Annotated in this window: 17 protein-coding genes; 8 read left to right on the top strand and 9 right to left on the bottom strand. The window is 71.1% G+C overall.

Features of this window, described 5'->3' with window-relative positions; genetic code table 11:
- Positions 1-20: 20 nt before the first annotated feature.
- Positions 21-371: a hypothetical protein gene (locus GA0070618_RS06860; protein ID WP_143740423.1), complete on the top strand. Its 351-nt coding sequence runs from the start codon at positions 21-23 to the stop codon at positions 369-371.
- Between the two features lie 87 nt (positions 372-458).
- On the opposite strand, the gene GA0070618_RS06855 is transcribed toward GA0070618_RS06860, so the two are convergent.
- A complete protein-coding gene (locus GA0070618_RS06855; RefSeq protein ID WP_088985337.1) occupies positions 459-1,535 on the bottom strand; it encodes a spore photoproduct lyase family protein in 1,077 nt (358 codons plus the stop codon).
- A 114-nt stretch (positions 1,536-1,649) separates the two neighbouring features.
- Here GA0070618_RS06855 and GA0070618_RS06850 point away from each other — a divergent pair, with 114 nt between their 5' ends.
- Complete coding sequence (locus GA0070618_RS06850) at positions 1,650-2,405, top strand: DNA-formamidopyrimidine glycosylase family protein (protein ID WP_088980888.1); 756 nt, start codon at positions 1,650-1,652, stop codon at positions 2,403-2,405.
- 116 nt (positions 2,406-2,521) lie between these two features.
- A complete protein-coding gene (locus GA0070618_RS06845; protein ID WP_231931637.1) occupies positions 2,522-3,076 on the top strand; it encodes a sugar O-acetyltransferase in 555 nt (184 codons plus the stop codon).
- Between the two features lie 65 nt (positions 3,077-3,141).
- Here the strand turns inward: GA0070618_RS06845 and GA0070618_RS06840 are convergent, their stop codons facing one another.
- From GA0070618_RS06840 to GA0070618_RS06835, 3 genes are read right to left on the bottom strand one after another with little or no spacing between them, the layout of a single operon-like run.
- On the bottom strand, positions 3,142-4,143 hold the full coding sequence (locus tag GA0070618_RS06840) for a LysR family transcriptional regulator (RefSeq protein WP_231931636.1): 1,002 nt from the start codon (positions 4,141-4,143) through the stop codon (positions 3,142-3,144).
- Positions 4,136-4,270, bottom strand: a complete 135-nt coding sequence (locus GA0070618_RS35145) for a hypothetical protein (protein WP_269148478.1) — start codon at positions 4,268-4,270, stop codon at positions 4,136-4,138. Before GA0070618_RS35145 ends, GA0070618_RS06840 begins: the two co-directional genes overlap by 8 nt.
- Positions 4,271-4,312: 42 nt before the next feature.
- The gene (locus GA0070618_RS06835) at positions 4,313-5,875 is read right to left on the bottom strand and encodes a glycoside hydrolase family 43 protein (protein ID WP_088980886.1); all 1,563 of its coding nucleotides are present in this window, start codon (positions 5,873-5,875) and stop codon (positions 4,313-4,315) included.
- Between the two features lie 164 nt (positions 5,876-6,039).
- Between GA0070618_RS06835 and GA0070618_RS06830 the strand changes: the two genes are divergently transcribed.
- Complete coding sequence (locus GA0070618_RS06830) at positions 6,040-6,648, top strand: class I SAM-dependent methyltransferase (protein WP_088980885.1); 609 nt, start codon at positions 6,040-6,042, stop codon at positions 6,646-6,648.
- Between the two features lie 22 nt (positions 6,649-6,670).
- Here the strand turns inward: GA0070618_RS06830 and GA0070618_RS06825 are convergent, their stop codons facing one another.
- Entirely contained in the window at positions 6,671-7,453 is a 783-nt protein-coding gene (locus tag GA0070618_RS06825) for a M23 family metallopeptidase (RefSeq protein ID WP_157748922.1), read from the bottom strand.
- Positions 7,454-7,745: 292 nt separating this feature from the next.
- Here GA0070618_RS06825 and GA0070618_RS06820 point away from each other — a divergent pair, with 292 nt between their 5' ends.
- The 4 genes from GA0070618_RS06820 (at position 7,746) to GA0070618_RS06805 (ending at position 15,287) form a co-directional block, all read left to right on the top strand.
- The gene (locus GA0070618_RS06820; protein WP_170107910.1) at positions 7,746-10,595 is read left to right on the top strand and encodes a BTAD domain-containing putative transcriptional regulator; all 2,850 of its coding nucleotides are present in this window, start codon (positions 7,746-7,748) and stop codon (positions 10,593-10,595) included.
- A gap of 342 nt (positions 10,596-10,937) precedes the next feature.
- A complete protein-coding gene (locus GA0070618_RS06815; protein WP_143740424.1) occupies positions 10,938-13,949 on the top strand; it encodes a hypothetical protein in 3,012 nt (1,003 codons plus the stop codon).
- Between the two features lie 206 nt (positions 13,950-14,155).
- Entirely contained in the window at positions 14,156-15,067 is a 912-nt protein-coding gene (locus GA0070618_RS06810) for an SPFH domain-containing protein (protein ID WP_170107911.1), read from the top strand.
- Positions 15,068-15,071: 4 nt separating this feature from the next.
- Positions 15,072-15,287, top strand: coding sequence for a type II toxin-antitoxin system antitoxin (locus GA0070618_RS06805; protein ID WP_088980881.1), 216 nt, complete (start codon positions 15,072-15,074; stop codon positions 15,285-15,287).
- Between the two features lie 55 nt (positions 15,288-15,342).
- On the opposite strand, the gene GA0070618_RS06800 is transcribed toward GA0070618_RS06805, so the two are convergent.
- From GA0070618_RS06800 to GA0070618_RS06785, 4 genes are all read right to left on the bottom strand, one after another.
- Positions 15,343-16,050, bottom strand: a complete 708-nt coding sequence (locus GA0070618_RS06800; RefSeq protein ID WP_231931635.1) for a hypothetical protein — start codon at positions 16,048-16,050, stop codon at positions 15,343-15,345.
- Positions 16,050-16,595 carry an RNA polymerase sigma factor gene (locus GA0070618_RS06795; protein WP_088980880.1) on the bottom strand — a complete coding sequence of 182 codons (546 nt, stop codon included), beginning with the start codon at positions 16,593-16,595 and terminating at the stop codon, positions 16,050-16,052. The genes GA0070618_RS06800 and GA0070618_RS06795 overlap by 1 nt, the downstream gene beginning before the upstream one ends.
- A 187-nt stretch (positions 16,596-16,782) precedes the next feature.
- A complete protein-coding gene (locus GA0070618_RS06790) occupies positions 16,783-17,679 on the bottom strand; it encodes a hypothetical protein (RefSeq protein WP_088980879.1) in 897 nt (298 codons plus the stop codon).
- Between the two features lie 23 nt (positions 17,680-17,702).
- Positions 17,703-19,118: a hypothetical protein gene (locus GA0070618_RS06785; RefSeq protein WP_143740428.1), complete on the bottom strand. Its 1,416-nt coding sequence runs from the start codon at positions 19,116-19,118 to the stop codon at positions 17,703-17,705.
- Between the last annotated feature and the right edge of the window lies 1 nt (position 19,119).

Genomic DNA, 19,119 nt, shown 5'->3' with positions numbered 1-19,119 from the left:
TTCTCTGTCCGTTGTTGTCGGTGTCCCTCGTCGCGGGGGCCTGCGCGGGAGATGGCGCACCCCCGGTCCCGTACGCGACGACGTCCCTGCCACCGCTGCGCGAGCTGCCCGCCGACGAGGCCCGACGGTACGAATCCCTGCCCTGGACGTTGGACTCGACCGACCCGAGCGGCACCGCCCTGACGGTGCGGGTACCCGGTGGGGCGTGCCGCCGGATCGAGGGCACCACGGTGCGGACGACCGCCACCACCGTTGTCGTCACGGTGCTCGGCGCGACCGGGGGGACGTGTTCGGCAGGAGGCGCGGCCGTCGTCCTGGTCAGGCTGCCGCAGCCGGTGGGGGACCGGTCGGTCGGGCCGCCCACCCCCTGATCACCGTGGCTGCGCCCGCCGGCACACGGCGCCGGTCACCAGCGGGCACTGCTGTGTCACCCGGTGCCCCGGCGGTGGGCCTCCGACTCAGAAGGCGTAGCGGATGCGGCAGTACGGGGTGCGGGCCGTGATCAGCTCGGTCAGCGCGGCGACGTAGCGGCCCTTGTGCCCAATCCGGTAGCGCACGTTCCAGCCGCCGGACTGCGACCGTTTGGGCTGCTGGAGGTCCGGGCGCCAGAGCACCTCCTCGGCCTTCGGGTGCCAGCCCAGGTTGACCTCGTGCAGCCGGTCGTTGTGGGTGAGGAAGACGACCTCGGCGGCGAGCTGTCCCTTGGCCCGGGGGCCGATCCCGGCGTCGAGTTGGTCGAGCAGCTCCGCCCAGTCGTCGAGCCAGCCGTCGCGTACCACCACCGGGCTGAAGTTGACGTGCACCTCGTAGCCGGCGGCGACGAAATCGTCGATGGCGGCGATCCGCTCGGCGACCGGTGAGGTGCGGATGTCGAGCAGCTTGGCGTCCCGGGCGGGCATCAGCGAGAACCGGATCCGGGTACGCCCGCGCGGGTCCCAGTCGAGCAGGTCCCGGTTGACGTGCTTGGTGGCGAAGCTGGCCTTCGCGCTGGGCAGGTCGCGGAAGCAGGCGACCAGGTCCCGGACGTTGTCGCTGACCCGGGCGTCCAGCGAGCAGTCGGAGTTCTCGCCGATGTCGTACACCCACGCGTGCGGGTCACACTGGTTCGGGGTGTCCTTCACGTCCTGCCGGGCCACGTGCCGGGACAGGTATCCGGTGATCCGCTCGATGTTGGCGAAGACGGTGACCGGGTTGCTGTAGCCCTTGCGTCGGGGGACGTAGCAGTAGGCGCACGCCATGGCGCAGCCGTTGGCGGTGGACGGGGCGATGAAGTCGGCGGAGCGGCCGTTCGGCCGGGCGGTGAGCGACTTTTTCACCCCGAGTACGAGGGTCTCGGTCTTGATCCGCACCCAGCGGGCCACGTTCGACTCGTCGCCGTACAGCTCGGGGATGCGGGTGTGGCTGTCGACCTCGACGCGCTCGGCGTCCGGGAACCGGGCCAGCACCTGCTGGCCGCGCGGAAGCGCGGCGGCCTCCGGCTCCACGAAGATCCGCCGGATGTCGAGCAGCCGGGAGTGCGGGACGACGTCAGTCACGAACCCGTACAACTACGGACCATCCATCCTCATTCCGCCGAAGGCCGAGGTTATCGGAGCGGTCGTGCCGGGTATGCGGCGCCATGCCCGCCGTGCCCTGCCCGGACCGCTGACATGCCCGAAGGGCACCTGGTCCACCGGTACGCCCGCGAACAGCACGCCGCACTCGCCGGGCAGGTGCTGGCCGTCTCCAGCCCGCAGGGCCGCTTCGACCCCGGCCCGTACGACGGACGGCGGCTGCGCGCGGTGGAGGCGTACGGCAAGCACCTGCTCTACCACCTGGACGACAGCCCGACCCTGCACGTGCACCTCGGCATGCGCGGGCTGTTCCTCCGGTACGACGACCCGGCCGCCGCCCCGCGTACCGGAGTGCGCCTCCGGTTGGTCGGCGTCAACGTCGCGTACGACCTGATCGCCCCGATCCGGTGCGAAGCGCTCCCGGCCGACGGCGAGCGGGCGCTGCGCGACTCGCTCGGGCCTGACCCGCTGCGCGCCGACGCCGACGCCGACCCGGCGGAGGCGGTGCGCCGGCTGGCCGCCGTGCGGGGCGCGGTCGGCGTCGCCGTGCTCGACCAGGCCGTCTGGGCCGGCATCGGTAACGCCTGGCGGGCCGAGCTGCTCTTCCTCGCCGGCCTCGACCCGGACACCCGGGGCGTGAGGGCACAGACGGCACAGGGGTTGTGGGACCTCGCGGTGCGGTACCTGGCCCTGGGTCGGGACGCCGGCCAGGTGGTCAGCGACCCGACCGCGCCGGACGAGCGGTGGGTGTACAAGCGGCCGGTGTGCCGACGGTGCGGCGCGCCCGTGCGGGTGTGGGAGCTGGGTGGCCGCTCGGCGTACGCCTGCCCGGTCGACCAGCCGCGCGCCTGATCCCGCCCGCCGGCTTCGACGAGGCTACGGCATCCGTGAACCTCACAACCGTTGGTTGTGGTGGCTGGCGTGTCGGTTGTTTGCTGCCTGGTCATGGCGTTTGGTGAGATCGTCACATGCCTGGTGCGACAACTCAGCGGATGTACGTCCAGACCCCGGAGTTCGCCCGCGTCGCGGAGCGGATCTATCAGGTCACCGACCTGACGTCGCGGTTGAACGTGCTGCCCTTCGGCGACGCGGAGGGACGCGCGGCACTGTTCGCGCAGATCTTCGCCGGGCCGCTTCCGGAGTCCGTGCGGATCTTTCCACCGTTCTTCACCGACTACGGCCTGCGCACCGAGTTCGCCGTGAACGTCTTCGTGAACCAGGGCTGCACGTTCCTGGACCAGGGCGGCATCCGGATCGGGGCCGGCGTGATGATCGGCCCGAAGACGAACCTCGTCACCTCCGGGCACCCGGTCCCACCGGCCCAGCGGCGCGAGTACACCGACGCGGCGCCGATCGTGCTGGAGGAGAACGTGTGGCTCGGTGCCGCCGTGACCGTCCTGCCGGGTGTCACGATCGGCCGCAACTCGGTGGTCGGCGCTGGGGCCGTGGTGACCAGGGACGTCGGGCCGAACACGCTCGTGACCGGCCCGGCGGCCGCCGAACGCAGGAGCTGGAACGCCTGAACCGGTGGGTCCGCGCCGAGCGTCCCGGCGCAGGCCCGCCGCAGGTGCCGTCCTTTGTGGTGCGGTCAGGGCGTGGCCGGCTCGGCCGCCCACACCGGGACCCAGGCATCGGTGGTGCGGTGGCGGTTCGGCACGGACGCGATGTGGCTGCGTAGCGCGGCCAGTCCCGGATGCGGGTTGTCGGTGTGCCAGACGAGGAAGTGCGGGTAGACCGGTGTGGGGTCGCGGACCGGGACACGGCGCAGGTCGTAGTCCTGCGGCCAGATCATGCGCGTCCGCTCACCGACCAGCGAGGTGAGCGTCGGTGAGTCGGCCAGCACGTCGAGAAGGTGGTCGGTGCCGAAATTGGGACCGATCCGTTCGATGGTGAGGCCGAACTCGGCGGCCAGGACGTCGTAGTAGGCGGCCCATTCGGTGCCGGGAACGATCCCGGGGATCCAGATCCGCAAGCCGGACAGGTCGGCCATGGTGACGTGGCGGGCGGCGGCGAGCGGGTGGGCCGGTCCGGTCAGCAGTTGGTGCGGGTCGTCCAGGACACGCGCGGCGCGAATGCCCGGCGGCAGCTCCTCCGGCGGTACGGTGACCGCCCGGAACGTCGCGTCGACCGTGCCGGCCTCGACGGCGGCGATCGCGGCGGCGGCGTCCGACTCGACCAGGGTCACCACGTCCAGCTCGGTCTCCGGTTGCGCCCGGTGGAAGTCGCGTAACAGGCCGGCCGGCCCGATCCGCCGGTTCAGCACGTCCACCCGCAACGCGCGCCGGCCGGGCCGGACCGAGCCGACGGCGCGCTCCGCGAGCCTCATCAGGTCGCGGGCGTGGGGCAGGAACGCCTGACCGTCGACGGTGAGGGAGGCACCCCGTGGCGCACGCGTGAACAGGCGCACCCCGAGGTCGCGTTCCAGTGCGGCGATGCGTTTGGACACCGCCTGCTGGCTCATCCGCAGGCGAGCGGCCGCCTCGCCGAAGTAGCGGTCGTCGACCACCGCGAGGAACGCCCGGACGGCACCCAGGTCGATGTCCGCGACAACTTGCGGTTGTGGCTCCTCGTCGTGCCGCTGCTCAGCCACTTCGACCTTCCGGTGGGGCGGTGCTCTCCCGGGCGGAGAGGGTGGTGGCCAGCTCCAGGCCGATCCGTGGCGTCCGCTCCCCGCGTCCGAGCGCGAGCGCCAGTTCGGTGGCGGTGGCGGTCAGCACGTCACGGGCCGGGTCGGATCGCCCTGCGGCCGGTGGGCCCGGTCAGGGGGCACGGTTGCTCTCCCCGGAGTCGGCGTAGTCGAACCAGTCGAAGTGGACGCTGCCGGCCGCCGCGTACATCCCGATCACGCGGCCGGTGAAGCCACCGGCGACCTCCGTCGACAGGTGCCGGCCGTCCAACTCGGCCAGCACGTCGAGGGTGCCGTCGGCCCGCTCGACGCCGAACCGGAGCGTGTCGGGCTCCTTGCCGGGATGCCAGTCGCCGGGGGACGGGGCGTGCACGTCGACCCGGAGCCGGACCGGACCGGCCGGGACCGGTCGGGTGGCCACCGTCGAGAGCACCGATCCGATCCGCGCGACCACCCGGACCTCGCCGTCGCCGACCTCGATCTCGTGGTGGTGGCGCTCGTCGAGGCGTACGGCGAGCCCGCCGCGTCCGCCGGCCGGGTCGACCAGCGTACGGGCCCGGCAGGAGAGGTGCTGCTGCCGACGGCCGACGAAGGTGACATCGCGCTCGTCCAGCGACGCGCCGCGCGCCCGCAGCGTGAGCCAGCCCGGCCGCTCGGTCAGCGACCAGACCTCGGCCGGCCGGGAGCGCAGCGAGACCCAGCGCGGGTGCAGGGACCCGGCGTCGAAGTCGTCCCGGGCCGGGGGCGCCGGCACGGGGCGGGCGGGCCACGGTGGCGCGGTCGTCACCGGGGTCACCCCGCCGACCACCGGCCAGCCGTTGACCCAGGTCACCGGGGCCAGGAACGTCTCCCGTCCGAGCACGTGCCAGCCGGGGGTGCCGCCCTGTGGCCGTACGCCGAGCAGCACCATCCACCACGACCCGTCGGCGGCCTCGACGAGGTCGCCGTGGCCGGTGTTCTGGATCGGACGGTTGGTGCCCCGGTGGGTCAGGATCGGGTTGTCCGGGCACGGCTCGTACGGCCCGTCGGGCGCCGACGCGCGGGCGATCGAGACGGCGTGCCCGCGCTCGGTGCCGCCCTCGGCGATCAGCAGGTACCAGTGCTCGCCGATCCGGTACAGGTGCGGCGCCTCCGGCGCCTGCGCGCCCGGTGGGCCGGACCACAACCGGCGCGGCGGCCCGAGCGCCCGCCCGGTGTACGGGTCGATGCGCACCTGCTCGATGCCGGCGTAGGTGCACCAGCAGTTGCCCTCGTCGTCCCAGGCCAGGTCGGGGTCGATGCCGGCGACGTCCGGCAGGCGGACCGGATCCGACCAGGGACCGGCCGGGTCCTCGGCGGTGACCAGCAGGTTGCCGCCGCCGTCCGCGACGTTGGTGACGATCAGCCAGAAGCGCCCGTCGTGGTGCCGCAACGTCGGCGCGTAGACGCCTCCGGAGGACGCCGTCGTCGCGGGCAGGACCAACTGGCCCGGCCGGTCCAGCACGTTGCCGATCTGCTCCCAGTGCACCAGGTCCCGGCTGTGGAAGAGGGGCACGCCGGGGAAGCACTCGAAGCTGGAACAGGCCAGGTAGTAGTCGTCGCCGACCCGGCACACGCTCGGGTCCGGGTGGAAGCCGGGGACCACCGGATTGGTGAACGTGCCGTCGGTCCAGCCGTCCGCGTTGGCCGTTGCCGTACGGGCCTGGGCCGGAGTCATCCGCTGCCTCCCTGCGCGCCCTGGGTCGAGAAAGTTACCAGGCCGCCACCACCTTCTGCAGCGGGACCCGCGTCACGTACCACATCACCAGGCCCCGTTCGTCGCACGCGCTGCCGGGGGCGGCTACGGCGTCAGGTGGCGTCCGGGGCTCGTATAGTCGCGCGGTGACCCTGGAGCGCGTGAGGCAGGCATACGGGTCCGTCGCGGATCTCTACATCGAGCTGTTCGGCACGAGCCAGCAGGTGCACGCCGACGACCTCGCCTTCATCGGGCGACACCTGTCGAACCGGTCCGGCACGGTGCTCGACCTGGGCTGTGGACCCGGCCACATCACCAACTACCTGCGTTCCCTGGGCGTCGACGCACAGGGGATCGACATGGTCCCCGAGTTCATCGCCCACGCACGGGCGGCCTACCCGGACGGCAGGTACCAGCTCGGGTCGCTGGAGAAGCTCGACGTGGCGAACCACTCCGTCGCCGGCATCCTGGCCTGGTACTCGTTGATCCACCTACCGTGGCAGCAGCTCGGGGGCGTGCTCGACGGGTTCCGGCGAGTGATGGCCCCGGCGGGGACGTTGGTGGTCGGCTTCTTCGACGGTGACGAGGTCGGCGCCTTCGACCACAAGGTCGTGACCGCCTATCGCTGGCCCGTCGAGGAGTTCTCGGCGCGGCTGGCGCGGGCCGGCTTCACGACGGTCGAGCATCGGCGGCGACCCGGCGACGGCACCCATCGGCCGCACGCCATGATCGCCGCGATCGCGGCCGACGGGTGAGGGAACCGGTGCCGGCGAGGGGTCAGGCCGGAACGTGCCCGTTGAGGTAGGCGTTGATCTGGTCGATCTCCAACTGGTTGAAGACCTCAGGCTGGGCGGCGGCCTGGTTCGAGTTGATGATCCGCTTGAACAGGTTGTAGTGCGCCATCGACCGCAGCCCGATGACGCGGTTGGGGGTGACCAGGTAGCCGGTGCCGCCGGTGCTCCAGATGAGGTACATCAGTCCGTCCTTGGTGAGAATTCCGGGTGGCTGTCCGGGCGCCCCGGCCAGCGGAGCGCCCGCGAGGATCGACTCGGGGTTGACTCTCGCCCCGTTCGGTTGGATGACCTCGAGGTGCAGGTGTGGACCGGTCGAGCGCCCGGTCGAACCGACGTTGCCGACGTGCTGCCCGGCGGCGACCTGGGCGCCCGTCCCCACCACGGGGGCCTCCCGCAGGTGCGCGTAGATGCTCCGCCAGCCGTCGGCGTGGGTGACGATCGCGTGGTGGCCGAAGCCGCTCGCGTTGTAGCTGACACCCGTCACCGTGCCTGCGGCGATCGACCGGGCCGGGTAGCCGAGGATCCCGGCGTAGCTGTAGTCCGTGCCGTTGTGCTGCCGGGTCTCGCCAGTGATCGGGTCCCGGCGGGGCCCGAACGGCGACGTGACCGGGACATGCTTGTCGAAGGGCCGGTTCCACCGGGGCGTGGCACCGTACGCCGCCTCCGCGAGCCACGCCTCCGGGATGACGCCGGCAGCGAGCGCGGCGGTGATCACCCCGAGCAGGTGGCGACGGTCGATCCGGTACGGCGACTGCCCGTCTTCCACCGCTGCTCCATCGGTTCGCCGCATGCGTTTCCTCGGTCACGTCGGGTCACGATCGCTCGGCGTGTCATGCGTGACTTCCAGCAACGACGACTCTCGATCGCAGGGGGTTTGGATCTTAAGTAGATCGATGCCCCTCCTGTCAAGGTCGTGGCTGCTCGGCTGTCCGGCCCGTACCCCAGCCGCACACCGCCCGGGAGCGTCTCATCAGCCGGACTGTCCATCCCTGATGGATCTCCAGGCGGCGCTGGTGGTGCCCGTAGCATCGTGTGCACCGGTGGGAGGTGGCGGGGACGTGGTGGACGTGCGAGTCGGGGTGCTCGGACCCATGGTGGCGACGGTCGACGGGCAACCGGTCGACCTGGGCGGCACCCGCCAGCGTGCGGTCCTGGCAGTGCTGCTGCTCGCCCGGCAACGGCTGGTGCCGGTCGAACGGATCATCGACCTGGTCTGGGCGGACACCAAGGCACCAGCACTGACCACTCTGTACGGCTACGTCAAGCAGCTGCGTCGGGCCCTCGACCCGGGGCGGAACGCCGGCCCGCAGGGCGAGCTGCTGGCCCGGCAGGGGCCGGGATACGTGCTGCGGCTGGCGGCGGACAACGTGGACGCGGAGCTCTTCGCCGGCCGGGTGGCTCTGGGCGTCCGGGCGTTGCGGCAGGGCGATCCGGCCGAGGCGCTCCACCTGCTCGACGAGGCGTTGGCCAGGTGGCGTGGCGAGCCGTACGCCGAGTTCGCCGGGTACGCCTTCGTGCAGCCCGAGGTGACCCGGCTGACCGGTCTGCGGCTGGACGCCGTCGAGGAGCGGTACGCCGCCCTGCTGGCGCTCGGTGAACACGCGGCTGTGGTCGGTGACCTGGCCGGGCACGCCGCCGAATACCCGTTCCGGGAACGCGGCCACGAGTTGTACGCCCTCGCCCTCTACCGGGCCGGCCGGCAGCGGGAGGCACTGGACGCCCTGCGTGCCGCCCGCGCGGTGTTCGCCGACGAACTGGGCCTCGACCCGGGGCCGGCGTTGCGGCACCTGGAGAGCGCGGTGCTGCGGCAGGATCCGGAGCTGGCCGGCCCGTCCGGGACGGCTGCGGTGACCGGGCCCGCCCCGACGCTGCCGGAGCGCACCCGCAACCTGCCGTTCGAGGTCAACCGGTTGCTGGACCGGCCCGGCGAGCGGGCCGCGGTGGACCGGATGCTCGGGCAGCACCGGCTGGTCACGTTGACCGGCCCCGGTGGGGTCGGCAAGACGACGCTGGCCCTTCAGGTGGCCCGGAGCCGACCGGACACCGACGGCCCGTGGCTGGTGGAGCTGGCCGGCCTGGGTGCACCGGAGCTACTGGTGGAGACCGTCGGGGCGGCGTTGGGCCTACCGGCGGTCGCGACGCTGGAGCAGCTCGCGACGGTACTCGGTGCGCGTGAACTGCTGCTGCTTCTCGACAACTGCGAACACCTGGTGGCCCCGGTCGGGACGGCGGTGGCCACGCTGCTGGCCCGGTGCGGCGGCTTGCGGGTCCTGGCGACCAGCCGCGAGCCGCTGCGGGTGGCGGGCGAGGCGGTGTTCGAGGTGCCGGTGCTCTCCGGCGAGCAGGCAGCGGAGCTGTTCGACCAGCGGGCGGCGGCGGTCGCGCCGGACTGGGCGCCCGGGCCGGGCGACCGGGAGAAGATCCGTACGATCTGCGCCGAACTGGACCGGCTACCGCTGGCCATCGAACTGGCGGCGGCACACTGCCAGGTGCTGTCGGTGGAGCAGATCGCCGGCGGGCTCGACGACCGGTTCGCGCTGCTGGCCGACGGCCCGACCGGCGTACCGGATCGGCATCGCAGCCTGGTGGACGCGGTGGACTGGAGCTACCACCTGCTCGACGCGGCGCAGCAACGGGTCTTCCGCTGGCTGAGCGTCTTCGGCGGCGGGTTCGACCTGGCGGCGGCCGGGGCCGTCGTCGGCGGGCCGGCGCTGGCCCCGGTCGCCGCGCTGGTCCGCAAGTCACTGGTGATGGTGGAGCCGGGCACCGATCCGCGCCGGTTCCGACTGCTGGAGACCCTCCGGCAGTACGGCCGCTCCCGGCTGGACCCGGCGGAGCTGGCCGCCGCGCAGGCCGCCCACCGGGACTGGGTGCTGCGGTACGCGGAGGAAGCCGAGCGGCAGGTCCGGGGCCCGGAATCGGGGGTGGTGCTGGCCGGCCTGGCGCAGCGGCAGGCCGAGATCCGGCTGGCGTTCGCCTCGGCGCTGGCGGCCGGTGACGGCCGGTACGCGCTGCGGCTGGGCGGGGCCCTGGCCATGTACTGGTACCGGACCGGGCAGATCGTCGAGGGGACCGGCTGGTTGCAGGCTGCGTCGGCGGCTGCCCCGGACGCCGAGCCGGGCGTACGGGCCCGCGCGCTGATCGGTCTGGGCGGGCTGGCGTACCTGGCCGGTGACCCGGCGGCTGCCGGCCGGTCTATGCGCGACGCGGTCGACGCCGCCGACGAGGCGGGGGACACCGTGACCGGGGCGCTGGCCCTGGCGTACCGGGCACTCTTCGAGACGGTGGCCGGCGTGACCGCCGTCCCGGACGCCATCGCCGATGCCGGCTCGGCAGTGGCGCTGGCCCGGCAGGTGGGGGAACCGGCGATCGAGGCGGAGGCCCTGTCGGCGTTGGGGATGCTGCGCCGGATCGCCGGCCAGGTCGACCGGGCGCGGGTCGACCTGGCGGAGTCCGTGCAGGTCGCGCGGCGCTGCGGGCACGGTTTCGTCGAGGCCTCGTCGTCCTGGTTGGCGATGAAGGTGGCTCTCGACCTGACCGATCCGGCCGGCGCGCTGGCTGCCGGGGTGTCCGTACTCGACCTGCTGGAACGCGACAGCGACGTCACCTCGTGGCTGGTCATCGTGCACACGGCCGCCGCGGCGCTGGCCGGTCTGGGCCGACCGGAGGACGGTGCCGCCCTGCTCGCGGCGGTGGAGCGGCACGGGTCCCGGTACGGCTTCGTGCCGGACCTGATGGACCCGGTGGACTCGCCCCGGCAGGTGGCGACCGTTCGGGAGGCGCTCACCGGGGAGCAGTGGGCCACCGCCCGGCAGCAGGGCTGGCAGCTCTCCCGGGACGAGGTGAATGCGCTGCTGCGCGTACACGCTCCCTGGCCGGGCGGTCCGGGCGGCCGGACCGTCGACTGAGGATCCCGTGCCCGGGGACCGGCACCCGGCCTCCCGGGTAGCGTGGGCCTGGCTTCCCGGGTAGCGTGGCACCGTCCGGTCGGCCCGATCCCGTCCGCCGGATGGCCCGACGCGTCCATCTGATGGACCCTCCGGCCCGGCGGTGGCCCGCAGCGGTAGCACCGGCCGGTGGGATCCCAGTGGGACCGTGCCGACTCCGGATCCCACCCGACTCCCATTGGCGTGCCTGACACTCGTTCCCGCCCACATCACTACGGGGGAAGACCTGTGTCACGAACAGCCGTGCCCGAGATCCGATATAGGAACCGCCGCCGCCGAGCCTTCTTCGGCCGGATGGTCGCCGTGGCGACCGCCGTGGTCGTCTCGCTGACCCTGGCCCAGCCGGTCCGCGCGGCCGGCGGGGTCGAGGTCAACAACCAGGAGTTGCAGAACCGGCTCTTCACCGCGTACGCCCGCCTGCACAACCCCGGCCCGAACGGGCTGCGGGACATGATGCTCAGCGCCGACCTCGTCGGGTACCGGGAGAAGAACCCGTACGCGACGACCGAGCAGCTGCACCAGCGGATGGCGTCCATGCGGTCCTGGTACGACCAGAACCTGACCGCCCAGGACCTGGAGCGGCCGGCGTTCGACTACGCCATGAAGCTGCTCAACCTGACCGCGCTGCATCCGGCTGGCGCGCAGGCCGCGCCGATCATCCGGGACCTGCTGGAGTCGACGATCGGCAAGGACATCAAGACCTGGGCGGTGACGTCCGACTACGTGGCGGGGAGCAAGTTCCAGCACACCGCCTTCAGTCAGCTCTACGCCATCCAGGACCTGATCTGGAGCCGGGTCAACCAGCGGGGCAGCATCGACAGCGCGTTCCGGGCGGCCTGGGACGGTGCCATCGGCGCCGGTATGAACATCAGCGCCAACGCGACCACCGACCAGTTGCTGGCCGACCCGGTCATCGCCACGAACGTCAACGTCCAGGCGTTGATGGACCAGCTGACCAACAGCACCGGGTACCTCCAGGAGGGGCAGGAGCAGCTCGCCGCCAAGCTCGAGCTGATCAGCGCCCAGAACGATGCCACGCTGGCGCTGATGAAGGAGCTGGACGCGAAGTACCCGGTCGCGCCGGGCGCACCGCGCCCCACCCTGGCCGAGCAGCAGAACCAGCGGGACCTCGCGGCCGAGCGGCAGAAGATCATCGACGGCGCGGCCACCGCCATCGAGATCCTCTCCACCCTGCTCGGCTTCGCCGACCCCCGGGCCGGCAAGATCGCCGCCGGCGTCGGCAAGGCGGCGGTCCAGGTCGCCACCGCGATCAACAACTTCATCCCGGCCGTGGCCGGTCTGGGTCTCGGAGAGGCCATCTTCTCGATGAGCACCCTCACCCTGACCGGGAACGTGCTGGGCGCCATCACCAGCGTGCTGCCGCTCTTCTCCGGGGTGCCGAGCCCGGAGCAGGTGATGCTGGACGAACTGGCCAAGATCCGGCAGGACATCGCCACGCTGAACACCAACATGCACAGCCGGTTCGACCGGTTGGAACAGGGCCTGACCAACCTGTACGGCGACATGATCAACCGGTTCGACGAGATGATGCGGTTGCAGAACGCCACGAACGCCCAGCTGGCGAACCTGGAGACGCAACTGCTGCGGCTCATGCCCCGGCTGGACATGTGGGGCGCCGAGATCATCAAGGGCCAGCAGGAGGACATCCTCTACGACACCAACCTGATGATGAACAAGTACATCGACTACGAGGAGCGGTACGGCCAGCCGATCCCCAGCTACAACGGTGGCGGGGACCGCTACACGGAGCCGGAGGGCATCCTCCGTACCGCCGCGACGACGCTCTCCACCCGGGCCCCGCTGACCGGCCCGAGCACCGGCTGGAGTACGACCGACCCGGTCCAGGCGCTGAACACCTGGGAGCCCAACGGCGCGCTCGGCTACCTGGAGTGGTACGCCGGCAACCAGTACGGGCTGCCCACCAGCAGTACGCTGACCAAGCCCAACCCGGCCACCTGGTCCTTCGCCGCCCGTGGCTACGGCGTGCTGGCCCTCCAGAACCCGGACTACGCCAAGCAGGTCTCGGCGACCGAGACCGCCCGGATCATCTCCACCGGGCAGGACATCCTGACCGTGAACCGGGCGCTGAGCAAGCCGAAGTCGACGCCGGGTGCCGACGGCAAGCGGACCAACGTGCTCTTCACCGGGCTGACCGCCGACTACCTGAACGCGGTCGGTGACCTGCGGCTCAAGCTCACCGCCGTGCGCAAGAAGTACAGCGACGACAAGGAGTACAACCTCTTCGGTCCGATCGACCAGGCGATGCCGGACGCCGGCAAGCTGACCGACCCGGCGGGCGTCCAGCCGTGCAACGGCGCGCCGGGGTACCTGAGCCGGCCGAACAACATCGCGCTGTCCTCGGCGCCGAGCGTGTTCGCCTTCGCCCAGTACGCCCACCCCGACAAGCCGAAGATGTCGCTCTGCTACGACGCCGGCATGGTCAACATCACGCGCAGCTCCACCACGAAGTTCTACATCACCAAGGCGAGCCTGCGGGTGCAGATGCGGCTGCGCGTGCAGTGGGGCAGCGAGGTGCGGGACTACCAGGTCCGGACCCTCACCACCCCGCTGGGCGAGACCTGCCGGGAGTACCGGGACACGGGTGAGTTCGCCTTCTGCTACGGGCTGGAGGACTACCTCGACAACTGGGACTCGGTCTACAAGCCGATGTTCGAGTCGGGTGCCACCTACTCGGGCAACGAGCAGGTCAACACGGACGTCCGGACCCGGATGACCAACTTCCTGGCCGGTCGGCAGGCGGCCTACTACGGCCAGGTGTACGACGATCTGAACAACGAGGCGTCGGACATCCACCGCAGCAACGCCGAGGTGACCAGGGTGGTGAAGCTGCTCAAGGCGTACACGCAGCTCGGCTTCGGCCGGACGCTCATGCAGGACGACCTGCTCAACGCGGCGCTGTTCGGCTCCGGCCGGATCGTCGGCGACGACAGTGACGCCAACATGGTCAAGGACACCTTCGCCACCGCCCTCGCGGCGTACGCGCACTGCAACGCACCTGCCCGGGGGGCGTCGTGCACGGCCGGTAACGGCGCCTTCGACCCGCTCGCCGGGCAGCGGCACCTGACCGACTGTGTGGCCGGCGGCTCGGAGGAGATGTGGGACCCGGTGGGCAACTGCATCGTGGCGAAGGCGAAGAGCCGGCACGGCCTGCTGACCGAGCGGTACGAGGCCGCGTCGGTGCGGATCGCCAACGGTGACTACGCCGAGGGGATGCCCGAGGTCGAGGCGGTCATCACCGGCCTGACCATGATCGACGCATCGGTCCGCGGCTGACCGACGGTCAGTCCGCCCGATCGGGTGGGCTGACCGGTCGCCGACCATGACGTGAGTCGTACCCCGGCCGGGGCGCCCCTGGTGGCGTCCCGGCCGGGCCGTTTCCGGCGGGTGCGGGACTTCCCTGGACATACGACATCCGGCCGCTTGTAAAAGTGATATCACATTGCTAACTTGATGCCCTCACTTCTCTGAGGGGGTCTCACGTGACACAACACCTCGACCTGCCCGCCCCGCAGGTACGCGAGCGCATCGCCCGGGACGCCTCGGGCTGGCCGGTCCTCGGCCTGTCCGTCCTGGTGTTCCTCCTGGGCGTCGCCGCCTTCGTCGTCGGCGTGCAGCAGGAGAACTCCACGGTCGTGACGAGCCTCGTCGGCGTCAGCGTCCTGTTGGTACTGGCCGCCCTGACTGCCCTGGCCGGGCTCACCGCCGTCGCGCCCGGCGAGGCCCGCGTCCTCCAGCTCCTCGGCCGCTACGCCGGAACCGTTCGCACCGACGGACTCCGCTGGGTCAACCCGCTCACCGCCCGGCGCAGGGTCTCCACCCGGATCCGTAACCACGAGAGCGACGTGCTCAAGGTCAACGACGCTGACGGCAACCCCATCGAGATCGCCGCCGTCGTCGTCTGGCAGGTCGAGGACACCGCCCGCGCCGTCTTCGAGGTCGACGACTTCATCGAGTTCGTCGCCATCCAGACCGAGACCGCCGTCCGGCACATCGCCAACAGCTACTCCTACGACTCCCACGACGCTGGCCAGATGTCTCTGCGCGACAACGCCGACGAGATCACCGCCCGGCTGTCGGAGGAGATCGGCGTACGTGTCGCCGCTGCGGGAGTGAAGATCATCGAATCCCGTCTGACCCGCCTCGCGTACTCACCCGAGATCGCCCACGCCATGCTCCGCAGACAACAGGCGAACGCCATCGTCGCGGCCCGTGCCCGCATCGTCGAAGGCGCGGTGGGTATGGTGGAGATGGCGCTGCTCCGCCTCGCCGAGAACCATGTCGTCGACCTCGACGAGGAACGTAAGGCCGCGATGGTCAGCAACCTGCTGGTGGTCCTCTGTGGCGACAGGGACGCCCAGCCCGTGGTCAACGCGGGCACACTCTACTCCTAGGCGCATGGCCACCGAACGGAAGAAACTCCTCCTCCGGCTGGATCCCGCCGTCCACGACGCACTCGCGCGCTGGGCCGGAGACGAACTCCGCAGCACGAACGCCCAGATCGAGTACCTCCTACGCAAGGCCCTCGCCGACGCCGGGCGCCTCCCCAGGGAAGTGGGGCAGATGCGCCGGCCCGGCCGGCCTCCCGCCACACCGGATCCGGAAGAGGAATGACGGGGGAGCACCCGACATTCCTCTTCCGGTGTCCGGCAGACGGTGCAGGACCTGCTCACTCTCGTGGCTGTGGCCAGGTGAAGCGAGTGGGACGCGGCCCGGGTCCGGTGAAGCGGGCGCTACCGAGCGTGCCGCTGATGGTGCAGGAGGTGGAACCAGTCGGTGCGAGGTACAGCAGCGTGTAGTCCACCTGCGTCGCCAGGTCGGAGTAGGTCGAGATGACCAGGCTGCTGCCTTCGGGAAACAGCTGCGGTCGCATCAGGTACCCGTCGAGGGAGGCCGGTTCGCCGCGCCGGTCCAGCTTGTTCAGGGCGTCGCTCGTCCGGTCCCGTTCCGCAGGACCAGCACAATAGCGGGTGGGCGGGCCGGACCCGACCTCCGTGGGCACGCCGGCCTGGCGGAGCTTGGCCGCGAGTGCACCCGCATCCTCCAGTTGTTCCCACCGCACCGTGAGTTCCACGGACCCGTCGGGCTTCGCGGTGACCGCATACGCGGCAGTGTGCCCGTCCGGTCCGCCGCTCCACACCGTCGACATCGCAACGCTGACCGCCACGGCCGTGGCGCCGCCGAACGCGATCCGCCGGCGCCATACCTGCCGCCTGGTGACGTGCCGCCGTTCCGGGACCGGCTCGGACCGTTCGGCGCTACCGGCCCGCGGTGTCGCGAGGATGCCGGCCAGCATCACCTGGGCCTGGGACGACTCCGGATCCACGCGCCAGCCGGCGGCGGGATCCGCGGCGCGCAATAGTCGGTCGCTCGTCATCACGATCCTCCTTCGTGAGCCAATGGGCGAAGCGCGGCATCCGCAGCCTCTCTGCCTGGTACGGGGTCCAACGCGGCCGCCAGCCGCCTCCGGGCGCGATACAGACGAACCTTGTACGCAGCGCGACTGCACCCCATCACCGTGGCAGCCGCGCTGGCGTCGAGGCCTTCCCAAGCGGCCAACCGCAGTGCCTCCTGGTCGCCCTCGGAAAGCTCGGCCAACGCGCGGCGCACTCTTACCTGGTCGACCATGAGATCGGCGTGGTCGGCCGCCACCATCTCGACGATCCCGCCCATCCGGGCAGCCAGCCTCGCCTGCCGGCCCCGACCCCGAATCTCGTTGCCAAGCAGGTGACGTGTCGTCGCGTACAGCCAGGGCAGCGGATCGTCGGCCGGCACATCGGCCATCCGCCGCCAGGCCACCAGAAATGCTTCACTGACAACGTCGGGCGCTCGGTCCTGTCCCACCCGGCGTGCTGCGTATCGCATGACGGCGCCGTAATGTCGTTGGAACAACTCCACGAATCTCGCCCGGTCGTCTTCCATGCCGACTCTGTTTCCACCTCAGCCACCGGGGTTACAGCCTGGCCGGAACCGCCAACTCGTTCGCGATCGTGGGCGGACGTCGGTACGACAACCGTTCGACGATCACGCAGACTTCCGGCCCTCGGTGAGAGCACTCCACCATCAGGCATCTCCGTGCCGGCAGCGGAAGCAGCCGGGCATGACCTGGTCAGTGCTGGGTGGGACGCGAAGGTTGCGGTGCCCCCGTGGTCGTTGGCCGGTCCCTTCCTCCGTCGACCGCGCCGGGGCGACGGAGGAAGTCGAGGAGTACGACCGCCAGGATCACAGCCTGGATCATCCAGCCGAGGTGGGTAGCACCTCGCACGCCCACGAACGTGTAGAAACCCCATGCCGGGTAGGCCGACTCGCCCGGCGACGCGAACAGGTAGGTTTCCACCGGCGTGGTCAGAACGGCGAGTGTGTTCGGAATCAGCAGCACGATACTCACCACCGCGCCGACGTTGACCAACTGCCGCACCTCCGGCGTGGTCGTTTCCGTTCGCCGATGGATCCTCCTGGTCAGGAGACTTCCCAGCAAGCCCCCTACGAGGAGCCCGGTAATGCTGAGTGCCGGGGCGAGGACGGGTTCGTCCCGGACGATCTCAAGGGTGGGAGCGGGGCGTGAGGCGAAGTCCGACGCGGGTAGGACGTACAGCAGCAGGCCGTCCTTGGCACCGACCAGACCGTCTGGGCCGGAGGTAGCGAGGACCTTCCAGCCGGCGGCGCGAAGCCGTTCCTGTGTCTCCGCCGTCGGTGGTAGCGGCGCGGCGAGCTGCACCTCGGTCGAGCCGAGATGGTAGTCGTCATCGCCGATGAGGAGCCTTACCACCGGATTGCTGTCCGGGGCTCCCTCGTGTTCGTAGTAGAACAACTTCGGGATCCGGACGACCTGCGCGATCCGTGCTCCGGGCAGGAGTTCGCCGGTGACTTCCCTCGCCTGTTCCTCCGTCGGCAGTGGCGGGGCGGACTGCCAGCCGAGCCAGGCACCGAGCATCGCCAAGGGGACTCCCACGGCGATCACCCCCACGGCCGCCAGAAGGAGCTTCAGCCGACGCCCGGCGATCACGTCACGCGTGGCGAGTGCAGTTCTCACAGTTGATCCTTCTCTGCGCGCCGGGTGCATTCTCGCTGCGGTGACGCCGCCTCCTTCGGTGTCATCACCGCGCCGTAGCGTGTGCCCTCTGGCGGCTGCCGGACAATCGGCGGTCCTGGCCGCGATGTCGTCGCCTGTCGCTTCCCAGCCGGTCCGAGCCGCCGAAATCGCCGGACCATGACCACCACCAGGGTGGTTGTCGCCAGCAGCGCGAGCGTGACCACACAGATCAGGATCTTGGTGTTCGGTCCGAGTCCGGTCGGTGGATGTCCACGCCGGATGGCCCCGCTGGCGATGAGGCCGCTCGCTACGTCCAGCGCCTGGACGCCGTCGACCGGGGTGGCGATCAGGACGCGTGGCTGCGCGCCGGGGTGTAGTGCGGTGACGTCGACCCGACTGACCCGGACCGAGTCGGTCATGCCGATGCCGGCTTCGAAGCCCACGACTTTCTCTGCCGGCTCGGGGTGGTACCGCGCGACCACGGCTTCGCCCTGCGGTGACCAGCCCATCAGGCGCAGCGCCGTCAGGTTCGCCTGTTCCGGCAGCACAGGCGCGGGCTGGTCCTGTCCGGTCACCGGATCAACGACATGTAGCCGCCAGCGCGACGGGTACGCCTCACCGGCGCAGCAGCGGCTCTGGGTGACCAGGGTCAGGCCACGACCGTCCGGGGTCCACGCCCCCTTACCGGCCAGTCGTGTGTCGTCGGGGACAGCGAACCGGCTGTGCTCCGTCCCGTCCACGTCCGCCACCACGACGGTGTTCCCCGACTGGTAGGCGAGGCGACGGCCGTCCGGGGCGAAGGCGACCACGAAGCCGTCGACCACGCTGCGCGGCTCCACGTCGGCGATCGTGGAGAGGCTGCCGGAGGTCAGGTTCACCAGGGCCAGCACGGCCCGGGTCACCCGGTACTCCTCCGCGCTGTCCGGCTGCACCACGTCCGCGCGGGTGGTCCCGAGCACCGCCAACTGGTCTCCCTGCGGGGACCAGGCCGCCGGCCCGATGGTCGCCACGCCCGACATCCGGGGTAGCCGTCGGCTCCGTCCGTCGCCGAGGTCGATGACCTGATCCGTCAGCGCGACCCGCGATCCGTCCGGAGACAGCAGCACGCGTTCGCCAGCACGGCCAAGCTCGTCGTCCCAGAACACCCGATACTCGTCACTACTGGCACCGACCGCCGCCACCGCGCCGTTGGCCTCACCCCACCACCACAACTCCGAGGTGAAGATCACCGACGCCCGCCCCAGCGGCCGTTTCCGCACCGAGTCGGTGCCCCACAGCGGTGCCGCCAACCGGTCCGGCACCGACCCAAGCCCGGGAGCGGCCGGACCTGCCGCCCGGATCGGTCCTACGAGCGGAAGGAACACCACAGCCGAGGCGAGGACAACAGCCACCGACAGCTTGCCGAGTCCCATT

Source organism: Micromonospora echinospora (genome assembly GCF_900091495.1).
Lineage (GTDB): Bacteria > Actinomycetota > Actinomycetes > Mycobacteriales > Micromonosporaceae > Micromonospora > Micromonospora echinospora.
The sequence above is the reverse complement of the archived record's forward strand: the minus strand, read 5'-3'. Positions and strand labels throughout refer to the sequence as shown.

What these genes read in the sequence shown, in the direction of transcription:
- GA0070618_RS06850 (WP_088980888.1), top strand. Translation starts at nt 1,650, where the DNA reads ATGCCCGAAGGGCACCTGGTCCACCGGTACGCCCGCGAACAGCACGCC.
- GA0070618_RS06845 (WP_231931637.1), top strand. Translation starts at nt 2,522, where the DNA reads ATGCCTGGTGCGACAACTCAGCGGATGTACGTCCAGACCCCGGAGTTC.
- GA0070618_RS06835 (WP_088980886.1), bottom strand. Translation starts at nt 5,875, where the DNA reads ATGACTCCGGCCCAGGCCCGTACGGCAACGGCCAACGCGGACGGCTGG.
- GA0070618_RS06805 (WP_088980881.1), top strand. Translation starts at nt 15,072, where the DNA reads ATGGCCACCGAACGGAAGAAACTCCTCCTCCGGCTGGATCCCGCCGTC.
- GA0070618_RS06800 (WP_231931635.1), bottom strand. Translation starts at nt 16,050, where the DNA reads ATGACGAGCGACCGACTATTGCGCGCCGCGGATCCCGCCGCCGGCTGG.
- GA0070618_RS06795 (WP_088980880.1), bottom strand. Translation starts at nt 16,595, where the DNA reads ATGGAAGACGACCGGGCGAGATTCGTGGAGTTGTTCCAACGACATTAC.
- GA0070618_RS06785 (WP_143740428.1), bottom strand. Translation starts at nt 19,118, where the DNA reads ATGGGACTCGGCAAGCTGTCGGTGGCTGTTGTCCTCGCCTCGGCTGTG.